The 25,060-nt window shown below is 63.8% G+C and carries 18 protein-coding genes; 8 read left to right on the forward strand and 10 right to left on the reverse strand.

Going from position 1 to position 25,060, the window contains the following annotated elements; all coding sequences use genetic code 11:
• Nucleotides 1-71: 71 nt before the first annotated feature.
• The 5 genes from ACR65W_RS09970 to ACR65W_RS09990 all read left to right on the forward strand — a co-directional run bounded on the left by ACR65W_RS09970 (nt 72) and on the right by ACR65W_RS09990 (nt 4,492).
• A complete protein-coding gene (locus tag ACR65W_RS09970; RefSeq protein WP_434500216.1) occupies nt 72-866 on the forward strand; it encodes a cobalt-precorrin-6A reductase in 795 nt (264 codons plus the stop codon).
• Nucleotides 863-2,320, forward strand: a complete 1,458-nt coding sequence (locus ACR65W_RS09975) for a cobyric acid synthase (RefSeq protein ID WP_434500167.1) — start codon at nt 863-865, stop codon at nt 2,318-2,320. Before ACR65W_RS09970 ends, ACR65W_RS09975 begins: the two co-directional genes overlap by 4 nt.
• Nucleotides 2,317-3,342 (forward strand): threonine-phosphate decarboxylase CobD, encoded by a 1,026-nt coding sequence (gene cobD, locus ACR65W_RS09980; RefSeq protein WP_434500168.1) that lies wholly within the window; start codon nt 2,317-2,319, stop codon nt 3,340-3,342. Before ACR65W_RS09975 ends, cobD begins: the two co-directional genes overlap by 4 nt.
• Nucleotides 3,332-4,054, forward strand: a complete 723-nt coding sequence (gene bluB / locus ACR65W_RS09985) for a 5,6-dimethylbenzimidazole synthase (protein ID WP_434500169.1) — start codon at nt 3,332-3,334, stop codon at nt 4,052-4,054. The genes cobD and bluB overlap by 11 nt, the downstream gene beginning before the upstream one ends.
• Before the next feature lie 150 nt (nt 4,055-4,204).
• Entirely contained in the window at nt 4,205-4,492 is a 288-nt protein-coding gene (locus ACR65W_RS09990; protein ID WP_434500170.1) for a hypothetical protein, read from the forward strand.
• 116 nt (nt 4,493-4,608) lie between these two features.
• On the opposite strand, the gene ACR65W_RS09995 is transcribed toward ACR65W_RS09990, so the two are convergent.
• The 9 genes from ACR65W_RS09995 to ACR65W_RS10035 all read right to left on the reverse strand — a co-directional run bounded on the left by ACR65W_RS09995 (nt 4,609) and on the right by ACR65W_RS10035 (nt 20,139).
• The gene (locus tag ACR65W_RS09995; RefSeq protein ID WP_434500171.1) at nt 4,609-7,719 is read right to left on the reverse strand and encodes an efflux RND transporter permease subunit; all 3,111 of its coding nucleotides are present in this window, start codon (nt 7,717-7,719) and stop codon (nt 4,609-4,611) included.
• Nucleotides 7,716-10,853 (reverse strand): efflux RND transporter permease subunit, encoded by a 3,138-nt coding sequence (locus ACR65W_RS10000; protein WP_434500172.1) that lies wholly within the window; start codon nt 10,851-10,853, stop codon nt 7,716-7,718. The genes ACR65W_RS09995 and ACR65W_RS10000 overlap by 4 nt, the downstream gene beginning before the upstream one ends.
• Nucleotides 10,850-12,118, reverse strand: coding sequence for an efflux RND transporter periplasmic adaptor subunit (locus tag ACR65W_RS10005; RefSeq protein ID WP_434500173.1), 1,269 nt, complete (start codon nt 12,116-12,118; stop codon nt 10,850-10,852). The genes ACR65W_RS10000 and ACR65W_RS10005 overlap by 4 nt, the downstream gene beginning before the upstream one ends.
• The gene (locus tag ACR65W_RS10010) at nt 12,115-13,674 is read right to left on the reverse strand and encodes an efflux transporter outer membrane subunit (protein WP_434500174.1); all 1,560 of its coding nucleotides are present in this window, start codon (nt 13,672-13,674) and stop codon (nt 12,115-12,117) included. Before ACR65W_RS10010 ends, ACR65W_RS10005 begins: the two co-directional genes overlap by 4 nt.
• A gap of 288 nt (nt 13,675-13,962) precedes the next feature.
• Nucleotides 13,963-14,535 (reverse strand): DUF2147 domain-containing protein, encoded by a 573-nt coding sequence (locus ACR65W_RS10015; protein WP_434500175.1) that lies wholly within the window; start codon nt 14,533-14,535, stop codon nt 13,963-13,965.
• Between the two features lie 72 nt (nt 14,536-14,607).
• A complete protein-coding gene (locus ACR65W_RS10020; RefSeq protein WP_434500176.1) occupies nt 14,608-17,199 on the reverse strand; it encodes an MMPL family transporter in 2,592 nt (863 codons plus the stop codon).
• Between the two features lie 154 nt (nt 17,200-17,353).
• A complete protein-coding gene (locus ACR65W_RS10025; protein ID WP_434500177.1) occupies nt 17,354-18,571 on the reverse strand; it encodes a DUF1624 domain-containing protein in 1,218 nt (405 codons plus the stop codon).
• Nucleotides 18,529-19,257 (reverse strand): cytochrome c biogenesis CcdA family protein, encoded by a 729-nt coding sequence (locus tag ACR65W_RS10030; RefSeq protein WP_434500178.1) that lies wholly within the window; start codon nt 19,255-19,257, stop codon nt 18,529-18,531. The genes ACR65W_RS10025 and ACR65W_RS10030 overlap by 43 nt, the downstream gene beginning before the upstream one ends.
• Nucleotides 19,258-19,371: 114 nt before the next feature.
• The gene (locus ACR65W_RS10035; protein ID WP_434500179.1) at nt 19,372-20,139 is read right to left on the reverse strand and encodes a Bax inhibitor-1/YccA family protein; all 768 of its coding nucleotides are present in this window, start codon (nt 20,137-20,139) and stop codon (nt 19,372-19,374) included.
• A 462-nt stretch (nt 20,140-20,601) separates the two neighbouring features.
• Between ACR65W_RS10035 and ACR65W_RS10040 the strand changes: the two genes are divergently transcribed.
• Complete coding sequence (locus ACR65W_RS10040) at nt 20,602-21,351, forward strand: hypothetical protein (protein WP_434500180.1); 750 nt, start codon at nt 20,602-20,604, stop codon at nt 21,349-21,351.
• Nucleotides 21,352-21,424: 73 nt separating this feature from the next.
• On the opposite strand, the gene ACR65W_RS10045 is transcribed toward ACR65W_RS10040, so the two are convergent.
• Nucleotides 21,425-22,222: a lytic murein transglycosylase gene (locus ACR65W_RS10045; protein ID WP_434500181.1), complete on the reverse strand. Its 798-nt coding sequence runs from the start codon at nt 22,220-22,222 to the stop codon at nt 21,425-21,427.
• 444 nt (nt 22,223-22,666) lie between these two features.
• On the opposite strand from ACR65W_RS10045, the gene ACR65W_RS10050 reads away from it, so the two are divergent.
• Nucleotides 22,667-23,890, forward strand: coding sequence for a hypothetical protein (locus ACR65W_RS10050; protein ID WP_434500182.1), 1,224 nt, complete (start codon nt 22,667-22,669; stop codon nt 23,888-23,890).
• Between the two features lie 280 nt (nt 23,891-24,170).
• On the forward strand, nt 24,171-25,060 hold an 890-nt coding region (locus ACR65W_RS10055; protein ID WP_434502619.1), incomplete at its 3' end, for a tryptophanase.

Genomic DNA, 25,060 nt, shown 5'->3' on the forward strand with positions numbered 1-25,060 from the left:
GCTTCCGTGCGTCGGGAATGACATCCGCGAAGCAATCAATCAGTTCTGCTGCGATGTGAGTGAATGGAGCGATGGAATTCGGCGTGAGACAGGCGGATTCGACGCCATCTCTTTTCTCCGCAGCGATCGAGCGGCGCCGCGCGCTTGTGCTCGGCGGCTCGAGCGAAGCGCGCGCGCTTGCGACGGGCATCGCCGCCGACCCGCGTCTCGACGGCGTCATTTCGCTCGCCGGACGCACCAGCGCGCCGATGGCGCATGATCTGCCGGTTCGCGTCGGCGGCTTCGGCGGCGTCGAAGGATTGACGCGCTACCTCATCGAAGAACGCATCTCGCATGTCATCGACGCGACGCATCCCTTCGCCGCGCGCATCTCCGCCAACGCCCGAGCCGCCTGCGCCGTCGCCGGCGCGCCGCTGCTCGTCCTGACGCGCCCGCCATGGATCTCTGCGCAGGGCGATCGCTGGATCGACGTCGACGACAACGCCGCGGCGGCCCGCGCGCTCGGCGCCGCGCCGCGCCGGGTCTTTCTCGCGATCGGCCGGCAGGGCGTCGCCGATTTTCGCGTTGCGCCGCAGCACGATTATCTCCTGCGGGTAATCGAACCGCCGCAGGCCGGCGATTTGCCGCCTTCCTGCGAGGTCATCTACGGTCGCGGGCCTTTCGCGCTGGAGGATGAGATCGCGCTGATGCGCAAGAGACGCATCGACATGGTCGTCACCAAGAATAGCGGCGGCGCGCTCGCCTACGCCAAGATCGAAGCGGCGCGGACGCTCGGGCTTGACGTCGTCATGATTGCGCGTCCCGCGAGTGGAGACGCCGCGACGACGCATGACATTGAAGCGGCGCTGGCCTTCCTCGTTTCATGAGCCGCACGCTGATGATCCAGGGCACGGGCTCCGACGTCGGCAAATCGCTGCTCGTCGCCGGGCTCGCGCGCGCCTTCGCCAATCGCGGCGTCAGGGTCGCGCCCTTCAAGCCGCAGAACATGTCGAACAACGCCGCGGTGACGAGCGACGGCGGCGAGATCGGCCGGGCCCAGGCCTTGCAGGCGCGCGCCGCGCGGCTTACGCCTCGCATCGACATGAATCCCGTGCTGCTCAAACCGCAAGGCGCCTCGGGCGCGCAAATCATCGTGCAAGGACGCGTCGTCGGCCAGGCGAAGGCGCGCGACTACCAGGACTTGAAGCCGCGCCTGATGCAGCCTGTGCTCGAGAGCTACGCGCGGCTGAAAGCTGAAGCCGAGCTTGTCATCGTCGAAGGCGCCGGCAGCGCCGCCGAAATCAATCTGCGCAAGAACGACATCGCCAATATGGGCTTCGCCCGTGAAGCCGACGTTCCGGTCGTGCTGGTCGGCGACATCGACCGCGGCGGCGTCATCGCCCAGCTCGTCGGCTGCAAGGCGGCGCTCGGCGATGACGACGCGGCGATGATCGAGGGGTTCATCGTCAACAAGTTTCGCGGCGACGCGTCGCTGTTCGACGATGGCCTGCGTTTCGTCGAAGCGCGGACCGGCTGGCGTTCGCTCGGCCTCGTGCCTTTTTTCGAGGCCGCCGCGAGGCTTCCGGCGGAGGACGCATTCGGGTTGCGTATGCGAGGCCACGATCAGCGCGATGGCGTGACGATCGCTGCGCCGCTGCTCCCGCATATCGCCAATTTCGACGATCTCGATCCGCTGAAAGCCGAGCCCGGCGTGCGCGTGGTCTTCCTCAAGGATGGAGAGCCGCTGCCGCCGGAAACGCAACTCGTCATCCTGCCGGGATCGAAAGCGACGATCGCCGATCTGGCGGCGCTGCGCGCCAATGGCTGGGACATCGACATTCTCGCGCATGTGCGCCGCGGCGGCCGCGTCTTCGGCATTTGCGGCGGCTATCAGATGCTGGGCCGCGTCATCCGCGATCCGCTCGGCGTCGAAGGCGCCGCCGGCGAAGCGCAGGGATTGGGTCTCCTCGATATTGAAACGACGCTGACGGGAGAAAAAGCGCTGGCTCCGGTCAGCGGCCACGCGCCGCTTTTCGACGCGCCGTTCTGCGGCTATGAAATGCATGTTGGCGCAACCAACGGTCCCGACTGCGCGCGACCGGCGCTCCACCTCGCAGATGGTCGCGCGGATGGCGCGACCTCACGCGATGGGCGTGTGGCGGGCGTCTATGCGCATGGAATCTTCGCGGACGATTGCTTGCGCGCGTCGCTGCTGCGCACGCTCGGCGCGCCGCAGTCGTCGTTGCGTTATGAGGAGTCGATCGAAGAGACGCTCGACGCGCTTGCGGCGCATTGCGCGCGCCATATCGATCTCGACGCGCTGTGGGAGATGGCGCGATGACGGCGCATTCCGCCATCGGCGCGCCACCGCTGGTCGCGCATGGCGGGCGACTCGACGCCGCGCGCCGACTCTATCCGAACGCGCCGCAGCCCTGGATTGATCTGTCGACGGGCGTCAATCCGCGCGCCTATCCGCTGCCGCCGCTTGCCGATGAGGTTTTCACGCGCCTTCCGGACGATGACGCTTTCGCCGCGATCGACAGCGCCGCGCGCACGGCCTATGGCGCGCCCGCCGGAGCCGACGTCGTTCCAGGCGGCGGCGCGCAAGCCTTCATTCAGATGCTTCCGCGCGTTTTCCCGGCCAAACGCGTCGCGATCCTCGGCTTCACCTATGCCGAGCACGCCGCCTGTTGGGCCGCAATGGGCGTGCAGGTCGATATCGTGGAAACATTGGACGCGTTTGCGAACGCCGACGTTGGCGTGATCGTCACTCCCAATAATCCGGACGGACGCGTGGTCGAGCCGCAGGACATTTTGTCCGCCGCCACGCAAATGTCGCAACGCGGTCTGCTGATCGTCGATGAATCCTTCATGGATTTCACGCCGGAAGGTAGCGTCGCGCGTTTCGCGCAGAATGAGAGCCTCGTTGTGCTGCGCTCCTTCGGCAAGGCCTATGGGCTTCCCGGATTGCGGCTGGGCTTCGCGCTCTGTTCGCATGCGCTCGGGGCGAAGCTGCGCGCCGCGCTCGGGCCCTGGGCCGCCTCAGGTCCGGCGCTCGCCATCGGCGCCCGCGCGCTTGCGGATCAAGCATGGCGCACAGGCGCGGCGCGAGCCTGCGCGGGCGACGCTGCGCGCCTCGACGCGCTGCTGACGCAGGCTGGTTTTTACATTGTGGGCGGCACGACGCTGTTTCGGCTGGCGGCGCATCCGCAGGCCTCTCGCTTTTTCGTGCATCTCGCCGCGCGCGGCTTGTTGACCCGAGGCTTCGCCGACAGGCCAGACGGGCTGCGGTTCGGTCTGCCGCCAAACGAGTCCGCCTGGGCGCGGCTTGCCGCGGCGCTGGAGAGCGTCGATGGCGGCTGAGTCATCGAAGCCGGATGAGGAGCAAGCGGGTCTTGCGCCCGCCGACGCCTTCAGCGACGCCGAACGCGCGGCGATCTATCGGGTCATCCACGCACGCCGCGACGTGCGGGACGAATTCCTTCCGAAGGACGTGCCGCGCGAAGTTTTGCTGCGCATCCTTGACGCAGCCCACCATGCGCCCTCCGTCGGTTTCATGCAGCCCTGGAACTTCATCATTATCAGTGACATGGAAAAACGACGCGCCGCCTATGCGGCCTTTCAACGCGCCTGTGAAGCCGAGGAGCAGGCGCTGGAGCCGGAGCGTCGCTCGCTGTATCGCAGCCTCAAGCTGCAGGGGATCATCAAGGCGCCGCTGAATATCTGCGTCACCTGCGATCGCGCGCGGTTCGGCGCGACCGGGCTCGGTCGCACGCAGCAGCCGGACACCGATATCCTCAGCACCGCCTGCGCTGTTCAAAATCTATGGCTGGCGGCGCGCGCCGAAGGCGTCGGCGTCGGCTGGGTGAGCATCGTCAGGGAAGCCGATCTGCGCCAGATCTTCAGGATTCCCAATGAGATCGCCATCGTCGCCTACCTTTGCGTCGGCTATGTCGCGCAGGCCTACAAATCGCCAGAACTCGAGGTCAAGCGCTGGGCCTCGCGTCTGCCGTTGGAGAATCTGATCTTCGAGGACAGCTGGGGAGAATTGGCCGCTTCCACAAACCCGCCTTAAATAACTGAAAGGCTGAGCCCGGCTTTCCTGTGGACTTCGATCGACAACCTGTTAGCGCAGTTCGCTTTTTAGCGTGACGCGTGAAAGGGTTGGAGCGTAGGAACCGCCTGATAGTCGAAGCTCCAATTAGGGGGCGTCGGAGACGCGAACATGGCGCTGGTTAATTTGGAACAGCTGTTCGAGAAAGACTTCCCCCTCGCCAACAACATCATTCTCACCGTCACGGAAGTGCCAGACTGCGAAGAGCAGCTGCTGAAACTGTTCGAACGCGCCATGCTGCGCGGCTTCGACAATCACGCGCGGCTCACGCAGATCCAGCTGCCGATGGAACGCTTCCCCGATCTCGATTCGAAGTTCTGGCATATCCCGATCGAGGATTGCGGCGCCGCCCAGGTGTTGCGCTTCTTCTTCGAAACGCCGCAAGCGCCGGCGCACTAAATCACGCTGCGTTTAGGCGGAATCGCCTAAACGCAGATGACGTGATCGATTCCAAAAACTTAGAGCGCGCTGTACGCGAAAAACCGGCGTCCTCTTTTTCGCGGCGCGCTCTAACGTCAAGCGCCGTGGGCTTTTAGCGGCGTGATGCGCTGGTGCGCCGGCGTCGCCGGTTTTTTGCGCCTAAGCCTGCTCATCAGCAGATAGATCACTGGCGTCGTGTAGAGCGTCAGCGCCTGGCTGAGCAGCAATCCGCCGACGATGGTGATGCCGAGCGGACGCCGGAGTTCGGCGCCGATCCCGGTCGCGAAGGCGAGCGGCAGCGCGCCGAAAATCGCGGCGAGCGTCGTCATCAGAATGGGACGGAAGCGTTCGCGCGCCGCCGCGAGCGCCGCGTCATGCACGGACATGCCGCCGTCGCGCTCCGCCTGCAAGGCGAAGTCGACGAGCATGATGCCATTCTTCTTGACGATGCCGATCAGCAGCAAAATGCCGATGAAGGCGATGATGGTGAATTCGACGCCGAAGAGTTCAAGCGACAGTAGCGCGCCGAGACCTGCGGACGGCAGCGTCGAGATGATCGTGATCGGATGAATGAGGCTTTCGTAGAGAATGCCGAGAATGATGTAGACCGAAAGCAGAGCGGCAAGGATCAGCGCCGCCATTCCCGCCGCCACCTTGCGGAAATCCGCGACGTCGCCTGCGAATTCGGCGCGCAGTCCGCCCGGCGGATTGAGTTCCGCAATCGCCTTTTCGATCGCCGCGACGGTCGCGTCGAGACTATAGCCGGGCGCGACATTGTAGGAAATGGTCGTCGCCGGCACCACGCCCTGATGATTGACGACGAGCGGCGTCGAGCTGCGCTCGATATGGGCGAGCGCGGTCAGCGGAATCTGCGCGCCGGTCGTCGACGTCACGTAGACTCCGGCGAGGTCGCGAATGTCTCGCTGCCGTTCGGGCGGCGTTTCGTAGATCACGCGATATTGGTTGCGCTGAGTATAGATGATCGCGTCCTGCCGCTGGCCGAACGCGCTATTCAGCGCCGCGTCGATGGCGGCGATCTGCACATTCATACGGGAGGCGGCGTTGCGATCGATGACGATTTTGGCGCGAAGGCCGCCGCGCTCCTGATCGGTGGTCACGTCGACAAGCTCGGGCGCCTGCTTTAGGCGCGCCACCACCTTGTCGCGCCACGTCTCGAGAGTTTCGACAGACGGACTCGACAGAGTGAACTGATATTGCGACTTGCTCATCCGCCCGCCCTTTCGCAGATCCTGCGAAGGCACCATGAACACGCTGAGGCCGGGGATTTTCGCGAATTGGCCGCGCAGGCGCGCGATCACCTCCTTGCTCGACGCACGCCGTTCGTCCGCCGGCTTCAAGGCGACGAACAGCCGGCCCTGATTCATCGAGGCGGTCAAGCTTTTCGCGCCGATGAACGAGCCGACATTGGCCACATCCGGATCAGCGAGCAGCGTGTCGGACGCGAGCCTTTGCAGCCGCTCCATCTCGGCGAAAGACACGTCGCCAGACGCCTCGGTGGTTCCATTGATCAGGCCGATATCGTCTTGGGGCAGCGTGCCCTTGGGGATCGTCTCGTAGAGACGCACCGTCCAGGCGATCGAGACGACCACGACAATAAGGGTGGCCCACGGATGATCGATCACCGGCCGCAGGCTGCGCGCATACAGATCGACGACCGTGTCGAGAGCGCCTTCGACGATCCGATCGAAGCGCGATGGCGGCTTCTCGCGATGCGCAGGCAAGCGCGCGCAGATCATCGGCGTCACTGTCAGGGAGATGACCGTTGAAATCGCAATCGCGAACGTCAGCGTCCAGGAGAATTCGCGCAGCAGCCGGCCCATCACGCCTTCCATGAAGAGCAGCGGTATAAAAACGGCGACGAGCGAGAGGCTGATCGAAAGGACGGTGAAGCCGATCTGCTTCGCGCCCACCAGCGCCGCTTCCATGCGGCTCAGACCGCGCTCGGCGTTGCTTTGGATGTTTTCGATCATGACGATAGCGTCGTCGACGACGAAGCCGACCGAGACGGTCAGGGCCATCAGCGATAGATTATCGAGCGAAAAACCGGCGGCCCACATCGCCGCGCAAGTGCCGACCAGAGAAAGGGGCACGGTGACGCCGGCGGCTATGACCGGCGTCGAACGGCGCAGAAATACGTAGACGACCATCATCACCAGCAGGACGGAGATCGCCAGCGTGCGCTGAATGTCATGAATGCTGGCGCGAATCGTTTGCGTGCGGTCGGCGAGCACGTTGATCTTGATGCCGCTCGGTATCCATTCCTGAAGCCGCGGCAACAGCGCCTTAATCTGATCGACCGTTTCGATCACATTGGCGTTGGGTTGTTTGGTGACGATAAGCAGCACGGCGGGCTTGCCGTTGAACCAGCCGGCGGCGTTGCGGTTTTTTACGCCGCGCTCGACCGTGGCGACGTCGCCGAGCTTGACCACCGCCCCGTTGCGCGATGCGATGACGATGTTGCGATAATCGTCAGGCGTCGACAGCTGATCGGTCGTGGCGAGCGTGATCTCCCTCGTATCGCCGCCGAGCGCCCCTACGGAGGAGTGGGCGTTGGCGGCGTTGAGCGCACTGGCGACGGCGTCGACGCCGAGCCCCATGGCGGCGAGCCGCGCGCTGTCGACCTGGACGCGGATCGCTGGCTGCTCGGCGCCGGCGAGGCGCGCCTCGCCGACGCCCGGAACCTGCGAAACGCGCTGCAGCATCACGGAGTCGACGGCATCGAAAATGGCGCTCGTCGGCAAGGTGTCGGAGGTCATCGCCAGCACGAGCACGGGCATGCTGGATTGGCTTGCCTTTCGATAGGTCGGCATCGTTGGCAGATCGGTCGGCAGGTCGGTGAGCGCGGCGTTAAGCGCCGCCTGCACGTCGCGCGCCGCGGCGTCGATCGGCCGCGAGATGTCGAACTGGGCGATGATCTGAGTCGAACCGAGCGAATTGGTCGAAGTCAACTCATTCAGGCCGGAGATGGTGGACAGGCGACGTTCGAGCGGCGCCGCGACCGACGCCGCCATCGTCCGCGGATCAGCGCCCGGGCGCTGGGCGGAGATGCCGATGATCGGAAAATCCACCTCCGGCAGGCTCGCGACGGGCAGGAAAAAATAGGCGACGGCTCCCAGCAGAAACAACGCGCCGGCAAGCAGCGTCGTTCCGACCGGCCGCTTGATGAAGGGCGCGGAGACGTTCACTCGGCGGCCTCGCGGGTTGGCGGCTTCGGCAGTTGGCCGATCGGTTCAAACTCCTCGGCGGCGGGCGGCTCGGCCGGCGGCGAGAGCCGGACGCGCAGCCGCTCCACGGCGAGATAGATGACCGGCGTCGTGTAAAGCGTCAGCGCCTGCGAGAGCAGCAGGCCGCCGATGATCGCGACGCCGAGCGGAATGCGCAGTTCGCTGCCCGGCCCATGCGAGAGCGCGAGCGGCAGCGCGCCGAAGAGCGCGGCAAGCGTCGTCATCATGATGGGACGGAAGCGCAGATGGCAGGCGCGCACGATCGCGTCACGCGCCGAGAGTCCCTCATCGCGCTCGGCGTCCAGCGCGAAGTCGATCATCATGATCGCGTTCTTCTTGACGATGCCCATCAGCAGAACGACGCCGATCAGCGCGACAATGGACATTTCGATGTGGAAGGCGAGCAGCGCGAGCAGCGCGCCAACGCCCGCCGAAGGCAGAGTCGTCAGGACGGTGAAGGGATGGGCGAAGCTTTCGTAAAGAACGCCGAGCACGATATAGATCGACACGATCGCCGCGAGAATGAGCCAGGGTTGGCTCGCCAGCGACTTGTTGAATTCGGCGGCGTCGGCGCTGAATACGCCGACGATTGACGACGGCATGCCGACTGCGGCTTCCGCGTTGGCGATCATTTTCACCGCGTCGCCAAGCGAATAGCCTTCGGCAAGATCGAAACTGATTGTCGAGGCTGGAAACTGATCCTGATGCGCGACGGAAAGCGGCGCGGAAAGATTTTCCAGGCGCGCAAAAGTCGCAAGCGGCGTCTGCGGTCCGCCGCCAAGCGGCGCGACATAAAGCTTCTCCAAAGCCGACGGGTCGCGGAGATATTGAGGCGCAGCTTCAAGAATGACGCGATATTGATTCGACTGCGTGTAAATCATCGAAATCTGTCGCTGCCCAAAGGCGTCGTTCAGCGCGTCGTCGACATTTTGCGCCGTAATGCCGAGCCGCCCCATTTTATCGCGGTCGATTCGCATGAGCGTGCGCAAACCGCCCTCCTGCGTTTCGGCGGCGACGTTACGCAAGCCTGGGGTCGTGCGCAGTCGATCGAGCAATCGGCCGGACCATGTCAGCAATTCGCCGCCGTCAGCGGCGGTCAGCGTATATTGAAACTGGGATCGGCTTGGCCGCGTCGTAATCTGGATGTCTTGAACCGGCTGGACGTAAAGCGTGACGCCCGGCGTTTGTTCGCCCGCCGCCTTCAGACGGTCGGCGATCTTTTCGGCGTTCTCCCGGCGCTCGTCATGCGGACGCAGCATCACGGTGAGCCGCGCGACATTGGTCGTCGCATTGAGGGGGCCGACGCCCAGCACCGATGTCACGCCGCTCACGTCCGGGTCGCGGCGAAACTCTTCGGCGATCTTCGCCTGTAGCGCCGTCATCTTGTCGAAGGACGCGTCCGACGAGGCCTCTAAAACCACCGACAGCACGCCGGTGTCCTGTCGCGGCAGGAAGCCTTTGGGAATAACGGCGTAGAGCGCGACGGTGAGCGCCAGAGTCGCGACGGTGAGCGCAAGCATGAATCTCTCGCGCTTGAGCGCCCAATCGAGCGAGACGTGATAAGCGCGATCAAGCGCCAGCGAAAGCGTCTCCCATCGCGATTGTCCCCGCGGCGGCGACATCCGCAGCAGCGCCGCACAAAGCATTGGCGTCAGCGTTAGCGAGATCACTGCCGAAATGACGACGGCGATCGTCAACGTCAGCGCGAATTCGCGGAACATCCGTCCGACGATGCCGGTCATGAACAGCAGCGGTATAAAGACGGCGATAAGCGAGACGGTGAGCGATACGACCGTGAATCCGATTTGGCGCGCGCCGTCGAGCGCGGCCTGGCGTGGGGCTTTGCCTTCCTCGATATTGCGCACGATGTTCTCGATCATCACGATCGCGTCGTCGACGATGAAGCCCGTGCCGATGGTCAGCGCCATCAGCGACAGATTGTCGAGCGAGAAGCCCGCAGCCCACATGATCGCGAATGTGGCGATGATCGAGAGCGGCAGGCTGACGCCGGCGATGACCGTCGCCCGCCAGCTCCGCAGGAACATCAACACGACGAGCACGACGAGCGCCGAGGCGATGACAAGCGTCAGCTGCACCTCGAAAATCGAGGCGCGGATCGTTACGGTGCGGTCGTTGACGATCTCCAGAGACATGCCGGCGGGAAGCGCCCGCTGAATCTGCGGCAGTTCGCTCTTGACCAGCTCGACGGTGTTGATGATGTTGGCGCCGGGCTGGCGCAACACGTCGAGAACGACCGTCTGCTCGCCATTGTGCCAGCCGCCGACGCGCGCATTCTCCAGTCCGTCGATGACCTGAGCCACGTCGCGAAGCATCACCGGCGCGCCGTTGCGCCAGGCGACGATGATGTCGTTGTACTGACTCGCGTGCAGAATCTGGTCGTTGGCGTCCAGCATGTAAGACTGTCGCCTGCCGTCAAGCGAGCCCTTGGCGCCGGCGATGTTTGCCGCGGCGATGGCGAGGCGCAAATCCTCCATGCCGATGCGATTGGCCGCCAGGCGCGCAAGATCGGCCTGAATGCGCACGGCCGGCCGGACGCCGCCCTGCACCGACACGCGGCCGACTCCGGAGACCTGCGAGAGCTGCGGCGCGATCAGCGTATCGGCGCGATCGCTCAAATCGCGCAGGGTGGCGGTCTTTGAACGCAGCGTCAGCGTCAGGATTGGCGTGTCGGCGGGATTAACCTTGGCGTAAACGGGCGGATAGGGGAGATTGCGCGGCAGCGTCGAGGCGGCGGCGTTGATCGCCGCCTGAACGTCTTGCGCGGCCGCGTCGATGTTGCGATCGAGATCGAATTGCAGCGTGATCTGCGAAAGCCCGAAAGAGCTCTGCGACGACATGCTGGTCAGCGACGGGATCTGGCCGAACTGCCGTTCGAGCGACGCCGTCACCAGCGATGCGATCGTATCGGGATTGCCGCCGGGGAGCTGCGTCGTCACCTGAATGGTCGGAAAATCGACCTGCGGAAGCGGCGAGACGGGAAGTCGCAAATACCCCATCACGCCAAACAGCAGAACGGCGAACGCCAAGAGCGACGTCGCCACCGGCCGGCGGATGAAGGGCGCAGATACGTTCATCTTTGCGTTCGATTACCTCGCGTGCGTCGGGTCGGCGCGCTGCGCGCCGCGTTTGAGCGCTGGTCTTCGCCGCTGGCCCCGACATCTTCGGCGCTTGCAGCCGAGGGCGCATTCATGATCTGAATTTTTGCGCCGTCCGTCAGCCGGGAGAAGCCGCTTGTGATGACGACCTCGCCGGGCTGAAGCCCCGAAGCGATGACGGCGATTTTCTCGTCCTGGCGACCCGTCGTCACCTCGCGCATTGTCGCGATATCGTCAGGGCCCGCCACATAGACGAAAGCCCCGTTCGGCCCACGCTGCACCGCTGGACTCGGGGTCACGATAACATTTTTCAGCGTGTCGAGCATCAGACGCACATTGACGAATTGGCCGGGCCAGAGCGACAGCGTTTGATTCGCAAAGGTCGCTTTAATGCGCACCGTTCCCGTCTGCGGGTCGATCTGATTATCGATGACGCTCAGCTCTCCGATTTCGATCGGCGTCACATTGTCCGGACCGAGCGCCGAGACCTTGGCCCTTCCTTGAGCCTGCGCCTTCTGCACCGCGGGCAGCGCCTGCTGAGGCAGGGTGAATACGACATAGATCGGCTTGAGTTGCGTGATGACGACAATGCCGGTCTGGTCCGAGGCATGCAGAATATTGCCGACGTCGACAAGGCGGATGCCGGCGCGACCGTCGATCGGCGAGCGGATCGTCGCATAGTCGAGCGTCGTCTTGGCGTTGTCGATCGCCGCCTTGTCGGCCCGCACCAGCGCTTCGAGCTGAGCGACGGTCGCCTTCTGGGTGGCGTGCTGCTGCTTGGACGCAAAATTGCCGACGACGAGCCTTTCATAGCGCGCGAGATCGACGCGGGCGTTGGCGAGATTGGCCTCGTCCTGCGCCTTCTTGGCGACCGCCTGATCATATTGCGCCTGATAGAGCGCCGGATCGATTTCGGCCAAGATGTCGCCCTTGCGGACGTCCTGTCCCTCGGTGAAGGTGAGGCGCAGCAGCCGCCCGTCGACCTGCGTGCGGATCGTCACCGTGTTGAGCGCCTGCACGGTGCCGACGGCGTCAATGGTCACGGGAACGTCGTCGAGACGCGACTTCGCCGCCGTCACCGTAACGATGCGATCGCCGCGCGGACCGCCGGAACGCGCCGCGCCGGGACCCTGGTCCCTGGCGCCGAATCCGGGAATCTTTCCGGCCTGATACGCCCAGCCCAGGGCGACGGCGAGCGCGAGCGCGCCGATCGCGAGCAGCGTCCTTCGGCTGACGCGGGTCATGGCCATGGTCCCCTGTCGGCCTCATAGGCCGCGTTGGAGCGGGCGATCTCGATTTCGCGGGTCGTCGGCCCCCAGCCGCCGCCGAGCGCTTGATAGAGGCTCGTCGCCGCCTGAAAATGAGAGAGCCGCGCGATGGCGAGCTGTTCCTGCGTCTGGAAATAACTCGTTTGCGTCTGCGCCAGCGTCACGATGTCGATTGTCCCTTCCCGCAGAGTCATTTCCGCCGCCTCCAATGCGCGGCGGGCGGCGGTCACCGCGACGCTCAGGAACTTCATCTGGCGGTCCGTCTCGCGTATTGCAATCAGCGCGTTCTCGGTATCGGACAACGCCGTCAGAATTTGCTTGCGGTAAAGCGCCGCGAGTTCCGAGTAGCGGCCTTTCTGCAGGTCATATTGCCCCTGCAGATTCCATCCGTCGAACACCGGCTGCGTGATCGTCCCGGCGAGCTGTATGGCGATGGCGTCCGGCCGCAAAAGCAGCGTCGAGAGCAGCGCGCTCTGGAAGCCATAGAGGCTGGTCAAGGTTAGAGACGGGAAAAAGGCGGCCCGCGCCTGCAACACTGAAAATTCCTGCGACACGAGTCGCGCTTCCGCCTCGGCCACGTCGGGTCGGCGTAGCAGCACTTCCGACGGCAGACCCGGCGCAATCCGAGGAAAGCTCAACCGAGTCAGCGAACCGCCCCTGATGGTCATGCTTTCGGGCGTCTGTCCGAGCAGCACTGCAAGATTGTTGCGGGTCTGGCGCAGGGTCTGTTCGAGCGGTGGAATCGTCGCCTGTTGCTGGGCAAGGATGGTTAGCTGTTGCGACGTGTCGAGCACGGTCGCCACGCCCACTTCGAGCCTTGCGTTGATGGCGTCCATGACCTGCTGGGCGATCGTGACGTTCTGGCGGGCGATGCGCAGACGATCCTGCGCCGTGAGCACCTGGAAATAGGCGTTCAGCACGGCGGCGACGGTCGAAATTTCGACGACGTCGCGGTCGAAGCGCGAGACGTTGGCGAGGATGCGCCCGGCCATGGAGGCGTCCTCGTTCTTGCCCCAGAAGTCCACTTCATAGCTCGCGGTCAGGCCAAGCTGGAAAAAGCCGAAGTTGCGCGCGCGGAACCCGGAGCTCGAGGTAGAGGTCGAACTCGAGCTCGACGTGGTGGCCGGATTAAATCCGCCGCTTGCGGAGCCGACGTTGATCGTCGTGCCGGGAGTCCGCGTCGTGCGGGCGATATTCGTCATGGAGACCGACGGCCATTGCGCGGCGCTTGAAATGCGCGCCTGAGCGTCGGCTTGGGTGATGCGGGCGATCGCCGCCGCGATGTCGAGGTTGTCGTCGAGCGCGCGCTCGACGAGCCCGGTCAGCTCCTTCGAGCCGAATTTGACGGCGAAATCCCGTCCCCCGGAAATCGGCGGCTGCGGATGCGGCTTCGCCTCTATGAACCGCGCCGGCGGCGGCGCCGACAGATCGGGCTTGTCCCACTCAAGATCGCAGCCGGCAAGCGCCGCCGCGAGCGTCGCGGCGGCCGCCAGCGCTGGTCGAAAAGAGCGAGACGGAGCGGGCGCGGTCAAGTAGCAGACGTCTCCAGAGGAACCGCGGGAACGGCCTGAGCGTCCTCTTCCTTAAGCGCCAGTGGAGGCGTGGGGAAGGCCCGTCGCTCGTCTCTGTAACTCGCAAACTCGCATCGCTCGACCGAAGACCTGACGAGCGACGAGTTGCGGGCCTCTAAGCGGCGGCGGGGGAGGCGCGCGATGGCCGTCAACGCGCGAAAAGCTGTGAATTCTAAGCTCGCGCGGCGCGCCGCGACGGTCAAGTTACCTATCGGTAAGGCCGTCCCCGCCGCGCGCTGGAGCGCGCCGCTATTCCGTTTGGGCTGGCGGGGCTGTCGTCTTGCCTTTCGCCGGTTTCGTCGCCTTGGCTGCAGGCTTCGCCGTCTCCTTGGACGCTGGCTCGTGGGCTGCGGGTTTCGCCGCAGCAGGCTCCTTCGCGTCCGGCGCGGGCGCGGCCGTTTTGGCGGCAGGCTGTCCGGCGGGCTTGGCGTCGGCCGCCGGCTTGGTCGGGCCGGAAACCTTGGTCCAGGTCTCGCTTTGGCAGAGGAAGGCGACGAGGCAGCCGGTCATCGTCAGCGACGTTGGCGAATCAAGCGCGATCTTGCCGATGTAGGTCTTGCCGCTCTCGGGATCATTGATCTCGCCCTCCCAGTGGTTGGGCGTTGTTTTGGCGGCGTTGCGCAAGACCTCCGGGGCCGGTGAGCCGTCTGGCATCGCCTCGATCCCCTTGGCGCAAAGCTTGCCCGAGCAGTCGTAGAATTCCAGCTTGTCGTTCGGATGTCCTTCGCGAACCCAGACGCCGTAAACGGCGTCGACGGCGTATGCCGCCGTGGGGGCGCAGAGGGCCGTCGCCATCGCGATGCGTAGAAGTGCTTTTCTCATGACGCCGGACCTCTGTTCGGTTGCGATGAATATGATTCGCTCAAAGTAGCGAACGGCGGAACGCCGACTCCGTCAAGCCTCCTCCGCGTCCGTTGCTGGGGCGCGCGGCGGGCCAAGAAACGCCGGCACGATAATGAAGGCGGCGAGCAATGTGAAGAACAGCGCAATGGCGAGAAGTTGGCCCATGCTCGCCGTTCCTGGATGGCTCGACAGAATCAAGCTGCCAAAAGCGGTGCCCGTCGTTAGAGAACTGAAAAAGATGGCGCGAGTCAGGCTCGACGCCAACATATCAACGACGCCCTTTCGCCAAGCGATCACATAATAGATATGGAAGGCGACGCCGACGCCAAACATCAGCGGCAGCGCAATGATATTGGCGAAATTAAGCGACATGCCGAGTAAGTCTGCGGCCTGAAGGCTCATGATGCCGGCGAGCACCAGCGGGCCCAGCGTCAAGGCGACGTCGAGCGGATTGCGCAGCGCCACCGCCAAGATGATGAAGATCGCGATAAAGGCGTAGAGTCCAGCTTCGAGAAACGCGCGCGTAATGGTTTTTTGCGCCTCCGACACAATCACCGGCGGACCACTCGCGTCCGGCGCGATTGCTTGCATCGCTTGGGCGAATTCGGTCATGACGACACGGTCGTTGCTGTCGCCTTTGGGCGTCACCTCGACGCGCACCAGGCCGGTGTCGGAAATCCAGTCGCGACGCAAATCCTCGGGTAGCGTGTCGATCGTCACGCGCTGCGCTTGCAGCGCCTGACGGATTTCGCCGAGCATCTTGTCGAAGCCGCCGAACACCGCCTGGCGCGCCGTGGCGCGCGTCTCCGGGCTCGCCTTGGCGAGAGCGTCGAGGTCGTCGGCGAAGCGCGTCACGGCGGGGATGGGCTTCTTCGCCGTCGCACGGCGCAGCGCCTTGGCGGCGTTCGTCAGCGCCTTGACGGTCTGGGCGTCGCTTGGCGGCGATTTCATCTTGGGACTCAGCACGCCGCGCAATTGCGAAACCGCCATGTCGACGAGCGCGAGCTTGTCGTCCTGATCCTTGGGGACCAAGGAGTCGATCGAGTCGACGTGATCGACTTCAGGCAGCGCTTCGATCTTCTTTTCCATCTCGCGCGCGGCTTCGATCGACGGCGCGAGCACCTCGATCTTGTTTGGGGCCGTCTTGGGGTCCTTGGAGAGATCGAGAAAAGTCGCGACCGATTCGACCTTCTGGTCGCGCAGATTCATCGGATTGGAGTCGAAGGTCAGATGCATCAGCGCCGGCATGCCGGCGAGCACGACGATCGCCGTGGCGATCAGCACGAAGGCCCTGTGATGCGCGATCCAGTGGTCCACGGCGGCGAGCGACGTGGTCGCGATCGGCACATGCTCCGCGCGCGGGCGCAGCAATTTGATCGCCGCCGGCAGGAACGTGAGAGTCGCGATGTAGGCGACAATCATGCCGACGCCCGCGATGAGTCCAAGTTCGGACACGCCGCTGAACGAGGTCGGCAGAAAGCAGAAAAATCCCGCGAGCAGCGACACCGCGGCGAGCGTGAGCGAGCTGCCGATGCCCCGGGTCGCGGAAAGCAGAGAGCGTTCGAGATCGTCGTCGTTGTGCCGTTCTTCGCGATAGCGGGTCGCGAACTGAATGCCGAAGTCGACTCCAAGCCCGATGAACAGCGCGGCGAAGGCGACCGAGATCAGGTTGAAGCGGCCGATCATCAAGATCCCGAGTCCCGACGTGATGGCGAGACCAGCGAGCAAGGTGGCGAGGACCGCGAGAATCAGCTTTGGCGAACGCAGTGCGGCGAACAGAATGAGCGTCACCACGGCGAGCGTGCCAGTGGTGTTGAGAGTCATGTTTTCCGAGATGGTGGCGAATTCGTCGTCCGCGAGCGGCACCTGACCCGTCAAGCGCAGCTTGACTCCGTGTTCTTCGTCGAGATGCAGGTCGGCCGCCGTCTTTCGCACCAGCTGGATCGCGTCGGCGCCCGGCTGAAGGTCGGAATAGTCGACGACCGGCTTGGCGATCACGATGCGTCGCTTGTCCATTTCAGGCGCGGCGGGCGCGCTTCCGTCCGACGCCAGCAGCTTGCCCCAGTCGACCTCCGCCTGCTTTCCAGCGAGCGCCTGTTCGATCCCGGCGGAAAACTCCTCGACGCCGTTGATGTACAGTTTCATGGCGCGTTCGCTGCCCGAAGCGGACTTGAAGTTGCCGACGAGCACGCTCGACAGGCCGCGCAAACTTGGATCTTCGGCGAGCGGTTCAAGAACGTCGCGCTGGCCGATCATCACGCCGACATGTTTTTCGATGTCGGATACCGGCAGGAACAGCAGGCCGTTCTTGCGGAAAAATTCGTGCTCGTCCGGGCGCCATACGCGCGACAGGAGGGGCTGGCCCTGCAGGGCCGCGTTGAGGCGTTTCGCGGCGTCGTCAGCCTCATCGCTGGTCTTGCCGTCGATGACGACGACGATGACGTCGAGAAGGTCCGGGAAGGCTTTGTAGAGCGCCGCTTCATTCTTGCGCCAGGGGATATCTGGCGAGAAAAGATTTCCGGTCTCCGTATCGATGGCGAACCGCTCAGCGGTGACATATACGCCCCCCGCCGTCAGACAGAGAGTGAGCAAAACCACTGTCCAAGGCCAGCGGAGGCAAAAGGCGACCAGCTTTTCAAGCATTCCGTTTTTCCCGCCTTCTGGCGTAAGACCTCATATGAGCGGGAACCGGCGCTCCTGGGTCGGGTTCCTCTATACAAGCGCGCTGCGCGACCACCAAGGCGGCTTACGCCGAAACCTTAATGGCGACGCCGTGCGCCAATTTAACGCCACCTCGTCACAAATACGTCAGCCACCAGAGATCGCGGCGTCGGCGCTTCACCTCCGCAAACCAGCGGCACAGCGGGTACAGCGCCAATACAATCACTATCCACGCGACGTAAGCGCCCGCGAGCCCCGCGCCGAATTCCGGCGGCGGGCCCCCGCCTTTTGCCCAGGCCGCGACGTCCTGCAGGGAATAGCCGCGCGCCAAGGTGAGCGCCAGCGCCGCGAAGGCGCCGACGTAAAGATGCAGGACATAAAAGAACAACGGGGTGCGGCCGAAGACCGTCAGCGCCTCGCCGATCTTTTCGCCGGCGCGCGCCAATGCCGGCAGCGTCAACGCCGCGCCGCCAAGCGTCACCAGAAGATAGAGAAGCGAGGGCGGATATTTCGTGACGTTGAGAAAGGAGAGCAGGGTGAAAACCCAGTCACGCTGCACGCTCCAGGGACGCGGGTCGCCGTAGAGATTGGAGAATCGCAGCACGACGAAAAGCGCTAGCGCCGCGCCGCCGGCGAGATAGAGCGTGCGGTCGCGCATCATCGCCGGCTTGAGGAACAGCGGCCCGATTCCGTAACCCAGCGCGCCGACGCCAATCCAGGGAAGGGCCGGATAGAGGACGCCGCCCGGCGCACCGAAGGGCAGTTTGCCGCGTTCGTGCAGCAGAGACCACCACGGTCCGAACGCGCCGAGGTCGGCGGCATGAATCCCATCGAGAAGGTTATGGCCGAAGATGATCGCGACGCCGACGAGCAGCACGATTCGCGGCGATAGGCGCGAGAGGGCGGCAAGCGCCACGAGGCTGCAGCCGATCGCCCAAAGCGTCGCCAGTTCGATCCGGCCCCAGCCCATGCTCCAGATCGGGCTGATGACGGCGACTTCGAGCAGGATGAGCCACAGGCCGCGCGCGGCGAGAAACTTTGAAAGCGCCGCGGGGTCTTTCACCTTCACGCCATAGAGATAGGCGCTCACGCCGGCGAGAACGGTGAAGGTCGGCGCGCAGAAATGCGTGATGAAGCGCGTGAAGAACAGAAAAGGATAGGTATGATCGAGATCCGTCGGCGAGAAGCGCATGACGTCCGCGTCGAAGAAGTCGCGCATATGGTCGAGCGCCATGAGGACCATGACGAGGCCGCGCAGCCGGTCGATCTCCGGCAGCCGATGCTCGTCATAGAGCGGGTTTTGCGTTCCGCCTATCCGAGCTTGGCGAGCCCGGGAAACAGCTCCAGTAGCCAATAGGACATCTCCTGCACGCCGCCTGTGAGAAAGGCGACGCCGGTAAAGACGAGCAGCACGCCGACGACCTTTTCGACTTTGCCGAAATGCCGGCGGAAACGCGCGACGAAAGCGAGGAAGCGGCCGAGCGCCAAGCCGGCCAGGATGAAAGGCAGACCGAGGCCGAGCGAATAGGTTGCGAGCAGAGCGGCGCCGAGCGCCACCGTCTCCTGCGTTCCGGCGACGGCGAGGATCGCGGCGAGGATCGGCCCGATGCAGGGCGTCCAGCCGAAGGCGAAAGCGAGGCCCATGACATAGGAGCCGAAAAGCCCTATCGGCTTCGTGATCTCGGCGCGCTTCTCGCGATACAAGAGGCTGACTTTCAGCAGGCCGATAAAGTGCAGGCCCATCAGAATGATAATCCCGCCCGCGACCCAGGACAGGATATGCAGATTGGCGCGCAGCACGCCGCCGAAGGCGCTGGCCGTCGCGCCAAGCGCGACGAAGACCGTCGTAAAGCCAAGAACGAACAGAATCGACGACAGCAGAATGTCGCGCCGCGCGCGGGAGCGGGTCTCGAGTTCGAGATCCTCCATGCTGACGCCGGCGAGATAGGTCAGGTAGGGCGGCACCAGAGGCAGGACGCAGGGGGAGAGGAAGGACAGTAATCCCGCCGCCGCAGCAGCCGGGAATGTGACGTCCGCCATTAAGGGTCCTCGTTAGGTCGCTCGGCGCTTCTGCCACAGGCGGGCCGTCCCGCAAAGGCGTACGCAAGAAGAAGCCCCGCCGAAGCGGGGCTCTTCATCGGTCCGGTCGACCGTTTAGTTGTTGCGCTGGCCGAACAGGAACAGCAGCGACTGGAACATGTTGATGAAGTCCAGATAGAGCGAGAGCGCGCCAAAAACGCTCTTCTTCTGCGCGACTTCATAGCTGTCGCTGCTGTAATACATGTCCTTGATGTTCTGCGTGTCCCAGGCCGTCAGGCCGGCGAACACCAGAACCGCGATGATCGACAGCGCGAACTGCAGGCCGGTCGACTGCAGGAACAGATTGACGAGGCCGGCGATCACGAGCCCCCAGACGCCCATCACCAGGAAGGAGCCGAAGGCCGACAGATCCCGCTGCGTCATGTAGCCGTATAGGCTCAGCCCACCGAACGCCGCGGCGGTAATGAAGAATACCCGCGCGACCGATACGCCCGTGAAGATGAGCAAAAGCGAGGACATCGACAATCCCATCACCGCCGCGAAGGCGATGAAGAGATTGCGGGCCGTCGCCGCCGAAATCGTGTTCGCGCGCGCGCCCATGAAGAAAATGAACGCCAGCGGCGACAGAATCACCACCCAGCGCAGGGGCGTGGCGTAGAGCGTGTGGCCGAACGACGTCAGCTCGATCGCGCCGGGCGCCACCTTGGCGACAGCGAGCATATAAACGCCGAGCGCGACGAGCCCGGTCACGCCGAGGCCGAGCGTCATATAATTATAGACGCCAAGCATATAGGCGCGCAGGCCCTGGTCGATCTCAGCCGTTGTCGGCCGCGCGACCCCGCGCCCGTAGCCGAAGCTGGTGTTGCGGTCGAAGTTGGACATGTGATCCTCTTGGTCTGGTTGGCTGTTCCGCGTTTCGCTATATGGGAAGCGCACCCCAGCCTCGCGCTGAATATGGCTCCGCCTTAATTGGGTGGCAAGCTTTCTGCGAATGAACTCTTGTTAAGGTGCTTTCACGACGGAGAGTAGACTTACGATATTTTTTCTGATTTCGGTCAATTTTATTTCGCGCTGCAAAATCGATTCCTCGGCGCGGCGTTCGTTCGAGCGCCGGCGATCCCGACGGAGCCGCGCGCGGGAAGAGCCCGCCACGTTGCGCAGCGCGGAAACAGCGACTGATCGTCGCACCCTTGCTGAAGCGACGAAATCCGCTAACATCAAGCCTCAGGCGTTGTTAGAGCGGCTCCCTGGAGCGTAAGCTTCACGGGGGAGCGGCTGTGCGGCGCAAAGGCAACATTTCTGAGAGTCGCGTGTTCTTGTCACACGAAGACCCAGGAGGTCATCATGCGTGATGGTGGAAATCCGGAAGCGCATCCCGCGCCGGACGTGGGTGAAGATCGCCTCACGCCGCGGAACGCTTGCCGTTTCGCGAGAGGCTTTCGCCTCGCGATTTTTTTGGCCGCGGCTGGCGTCGCGGCGCTGGTCGCCGGCGCGCCCGCTCCGGCCGAGGCGCATGGGCGCTTGGGGGCGGCCGAAGGCCGGTGCCGGCTCTTCATTGGCCCGGATATCATGAATTTCACCGGTTATCTGCCGGAAGCGTCCAAGAACGAATTCTGCGAGGACATTCCGGCCACCGGGCCGATCATCATGGTTTTCGACGCGGAGCAGGAAGAGCTGCGCGACATGAAGGTCGAGCTGCGCATCGTCAAGGATGTCGGCGGGGAGGAGAAGGAAAACGAGGATCTCCAGGCCGTCACTGTCGCCTACCGGGAACCCAAGAGCTATCCGACGGGCACCATCAATTTCGAACATACGTTCAATGACCCCGGGTATTTCGTCGGCATCGTCACCGTCACAGGCGATCACGGAGAGCGTTGGGTGTCGCGCTTCCCCTTCTCGGTGGGAAAGAGCTTCATGCGCGACCTGCCGATCTATCTTACGCTCGGCCTCGGCACGGTCGCCGCCTTCGCAATCTATCTCGTCCATCGCCGTCGTGAGACGACGGCCGCGGCCAAGGCTCACAAACCCCCGCCGCCGCCTCCGCCGACCGCGCCAGACGAGGATCACGGACCCGAGGCGACTCCGGCTGAGTGATAGCGCCTCGCCTTGGGCGTTTTCGGAATGTGCGCCGGCGCCGATTGCGCCGGCGTTTTTTTGGCTTGGCGCGTCACTGGTAGGCGCCGCCGCCGTCGATCTGTCTGCCAATCTGCGCAATCGCCCGTTGATAGACCGAAGCTGCATTCCACGCCTGGATCGCCCCGAAATTGCTTTCGCCTGGCTGATAGCCGCCGCCGGCGCGCCAGCCATGGGCGTGAAGGAAATTCGCCGTGGCGTTGAGCGCGGGCGCCGCGCTGTCGAGATTGCCGCCTCCGCCGTAATTCAGGATGTTTTTCGGCAGGAACTGAGTCTGGCCGATCTCGCCATGCATGGAGCCGCGGGCGTTCGGCGATAGCGCGCCCCGATCGACCAATGTCAGCGCGGCATAGAGCTGATCGGTGAAATAGTCGGAGCGGCGACAGTCGTAGGCCAGCGTCGCCACGGCCGACAGCGCGTGCTGGTTGCCATGCACCGCGCCAAAGCCGGTCTCCATTCCCCAGATCGCGAGAAGGGGTCCCGGCGGCACGCCGTAGCGCTGCTCGATCTGGGCGAAGAGTCCGCCGTAGGACCGCTTGAGCGCGCGGCCGCGCGACACGATGGCCGAGCCGCCGCGCTTGGCGAGGAACTGGTCGAGCGAAAGGCGGAAGCTCTTCTGGCCGCGATCGGCGGAAATCGTCGCCGCGTTGTAATGGGTGCCCATCAGCGCGCTGATGCCAGCCTGACCTATGCCGTGGCCGCGCGCCTCCTGGGCAAATTCCTGCTTCCAATTGTCGAAGCCCGCCGCCGAGCGTCCGCACTGGGCCGCCAGTGCGGGATGGGAGATTCCAACAAACGCGAGCGCAATCGAAAATTTGAGGACAGTCCGCATAGTCTGTTTCCTTTTGTCTAAATTTCTGAACTCGCTTCCGTCGTGGCCGTCAGTCGGTCGCGGCCGCTCGGCCGCCGTGGCGTTCCCGCTCTCTCTTATTTCTTCCCGGACTTCTCTTCCCGCTACAGCGAGAGCTTACCTCGAATGGCCGTTTCTGCGCCACCGTCACATGGCTCGTCCACATCGCGTCCAACATGGCGTCCACATGGCGCGTCGTAAGCTCGGCATTGAACTTACGATCGAGCCCCTTCGTCGTTTTAGCGACGCTTGCGTTAGGAAATTGTTCGAGCGCTCATTTCGCGCGTCCTTCCGACCTGACCCAGGCGGAGTCCAGCGCCAGGATCATTGACGCACGCCGTCAGTCAGTTAGCATTGAACATTCGTGTAGACCTCATGCGTTCCCGGATGATCGTCGCTGCAGCCATGAGCGCAGGAGCGGAGCCGGTGAGTGGGGATGAAATTTTGGAAGAAATTCTCGAAAGCGATTGGACGCTGGGCGCCTTGAAACGCCGCGAAGACGCGCGGCGAAGCAGCGAGAGCGGCTCTTCCCCAGGCGATGTGGACATCGCCGAGACGCGCCGCGCTCACGACGGATTCGGCAATAATTGGATCGCTGAAGCCTTCAGGCGCCGGCAAGAGGAAGAGCGCGCAAAAGCCGCGAGCCATCAATTCCGTAGCGCGCATACGGCAAGCAAGGAAGTTCCCGTCGATAACTGGCTCATCGAAGGCTTCAAGCGTCACCAGCAAGAAGAACGGCGACAAGAAACAATCGCTAGACCGGATCAAGCAGAAGCGGCGGACGTTGGCCGCATCAGGCTGTCCGAGGATCGCGGGTCTGCGAACCAAGACGCGGCGGGATCTCTCGCCAGCCGCGACGGCGGAACGGATCTGGACAAGCGGCCGAGTCGCGCCGGCCGGATCATCATGATCTCCGGCCTCGTCGTTGTTGGCGGTTTGGTTTCCGTCATTGGCGTCAAAACAGCGCTCTGGGGCCCTGACGATTCGACCAATCGCGCCGACGCGCCCAGCGTGTCGCCACAGACAAAAAAGGAAACGGTCAATCGCAGCAAAGCCGCATTGCCCAAGGCGGAGACCTCGGACGCCCCGGCGACAAAGCCCATGGAGAAGGGGAGCGCGCCGACAAATGACGCGCCGACACATCCGAGCGGCGCCGCGCCGGCAGGGGGGAGCGACGCCGCAACCGTCGCTGCGCCTCCGGCAGAAACGCCAGAAAGCTCGAAACAGAATCCTGTTGCGCCGGGCGCCGAGCAGGGAAGCAATGCGCGCTCTCCATCCGGAGAGCGTGAGCAGGTAGACAAGGCTCTCCATGGCAATGAGGCTGCGCCAGCGGCGACTCTGCCGGCGCCCGTTCCGCGCGCCACGGAAGGCGCCTCGCCTGCAAAGCCGGACAAAAATTCAAATGCGGAGCCTGCGGCCGTGGCGCCGGAACGATCGCGTGAGCAGATCAGGCCCGACCAGGAGCAAAACGCCTCTGAGTCAAAGCGCCGGGCCGTCAATGCCGGCGTGGACGCCAAGCCCAAGCAGCAAGCCAAGGACAGGAACGCCAGCCGTCACGCCTCTCGGAAAACCGACGGCCTCTCCACCTTTCTGAAGCGCACCGCGAATTCGGTTCGCAAGTTTTTCGGACGGCTCGGGGAGAAGCAGTAACGATCGCCGTTGATCGACGCAGTCGCCCACAATTGATCGTCGCCGCCGGCCCCGATGCACTTGCCGCGTCAAACGCGCGAACGCCTGAAGGCGCACGAACCGCCCGACGATCCCCAAGCTTAAATCTACGAGAGAGAAAGAAGCTCGCAGGCCGCTCTGAAAGAAGCGGCGATGCCGGCAGTTCGCGCCTGGAAGTGGACCAGCCGTGCGATGAGGCCCATTTGAAGAGCACGTGGGCCGACAGCCCGGTCGGTTTCGGCTTTCAAACGCGAGCATTCCCGTGAGAACGATCATCGAGCCGTTTCGCATCAAGATGACCGAGGCGCTGCCCATCACCACGCGCAGCGAGCGTGAAGTCCTTCTCGCCAGGGCGTTCAACAACGTCTTCCTCTTGGACGCCGACCACGTCACCATCGACTTGCTGACCGACAGCGGCACGGGCGCCATGTCCGACCGCCAATGGGCGGCTCTCATGCTCGGCGACGAAAGCTACGCCGGCAGTCGCTCCTGGCGGCGCTTCGAGCGAACCGTGCGCGAGATTACCGGCTTCAAACATATTTTCCCGACGCATCAGGGGCGCGCCGCCGAGCGCATTCTAGCCGCGACGCGTTTGAAAAAGGGGAACGTCGTTCCCAACAACGGTCACTTCGATACGACGCGCGCGAACATCGAATATGTCGGCGCCGTTGCGACGGACTTGCCGTCGGCCGAAGCGCGCGATTTGCATTCTGAAAAACGGTTCAAGGGAAATATGGACCTCGCGCGACTCGAACAGTTGATCGAGGTCGAAGGCGCCGGAAATATTCCTTTCTGCATGCTGACAGTGACCAACAACACCGGCGGAGGCCAACCGGTGTCGATGGAAAACGTCCGGAGCGTCAAGGACATCTTGGAAAAGCGCAACATTCCGCTGATCATCGACGCATGCCGCTTTGCGGAAAACGCATTCTTCATCAAAGAACGCGAGCAGGGCTTCGCCGATCGGAGCCTGCTGGAAATTGCGCGGGAAATGTTTTCATTCGCCGATGGGGCGACGATGAGCGCAAAGAAGGACGGGCTCGCAAATATCGGAGGATTTCTGGCCTGCAACAATGATTCTTGGGCAGATGATTTCCGCAACCTGCTCATCCTGACGGAAGGATTTCCGACATATGGCGGTCTCGCCGGCCG

The organism is Methylocystis sp. (assembly GCF_051062815.1).
Taxonomy (GTDB): domain Bacteria; phylum Pseudomonadota; class Alphaproteobacteria; order Rhizobiales; family Beijerinckiaceae; genus Methylocystis.

What these genes read in the sequence shown, in the direction of transcription:
- ACR65W_RS09970 (WP_434500216.1), top strand. Translation starts at nt 72, where the DNA reads ATGGAATTCGGCGTGAGACAGGCGGATTCGACGCCATCTCTTTTCTCC.
- ACR65W_RS09975 (WP_434500167.1), top strand. Translation starts at nt 863, where the DNA reads ATGAGCCGCACGCTGATGATCCAGGGCACGGGCTCCGACGTCGGCAAA.
- cobD (WP_434500168.1), top strand. Translation starts at nt 2,317, where the DNA reads ATGACGGCGCATTCCGCCATCGGCGCGCCACCGCTGGTCGCGCATGGC.
- bluB (WP_434500169.1), top strand. Translation starts at nt 3,332, where the DNA reads ATGGCGGCTGAGTCATCGAAGCCGGATGAGGAGCAAGCGGGTCTTGCG.
- ACR65W_RS09990 (WP_434500170.1), top strand. Translation starts at nt 4,205, where the DNA reads ATGGCGCTGGTTAATTTGGAACAGCTGTTCGAGAAAGACTTCCCCCTC.
- ACR65W_RS10000 (WP_434500172.1), bottom strand. Translation starts at nt 10,853, where the DNA reads ATGAACGTATCTGCGCCCTTCATCCGCCGGCCGGTGGCGACGTCGCTC.
- ACR65W_RS10005 (WP_434500173.1), bottom strand. Translation starts at nt 12,118, where the DNA reads ATGACCCGCGTCAGCCGAAGGACGCTGCTCGCGATCGGCGCGCTCGCG.
- ACR65W_RS10015 (WP_434500175.1), bottom strand. Translation starts at nt 14,535, where the DNA reads ATGAGAAAAGCACTTCTACGCATCGCGATGGCGACGGCCCTCTGCGCC.
- ACR65W_RS10020 (WP_434500176.1), bottom strand. Translation starts at nt 17,199, where the DNA reads ATGCTTGAAAAGCTGGTCGCCTTTTGCCTCCGCTGGCCTTGGACAGTG.
- ACR65W_RS10030 (WP_434500178.1), bottom strand. Translation starts at nt 19,257, where the DNA reads ATGGCGGACGTCACATTCCCGGCTGCTGCGGCGGCGGGATTACTGTCC.
- ACR65W_RS10035 (WP_434500179.1), bottom strand. Translation starts at nt 20,139, where the DNA reads ATGTCCAACTTCGACCGCAACACCAGCTTCGGCTACGGGCGCGGGGTC.
- ACR65W_RS10040 (WP_434500180.1), top strand. Translation starts at nt 20,602, where the DNA reads ATGCGTGATGGTGGAAATCCGGAAGCGCATCCCGCGCCGGACGTGGGT.
- ACR65W_RS10045 (WP_434500181.1), bottom strand. Translation starts at nt 22,222, where the DNA reads ATGCGGACTGTCCTCAAATTTTCGATTGCGCTCGCGTTTGTTGGAATC.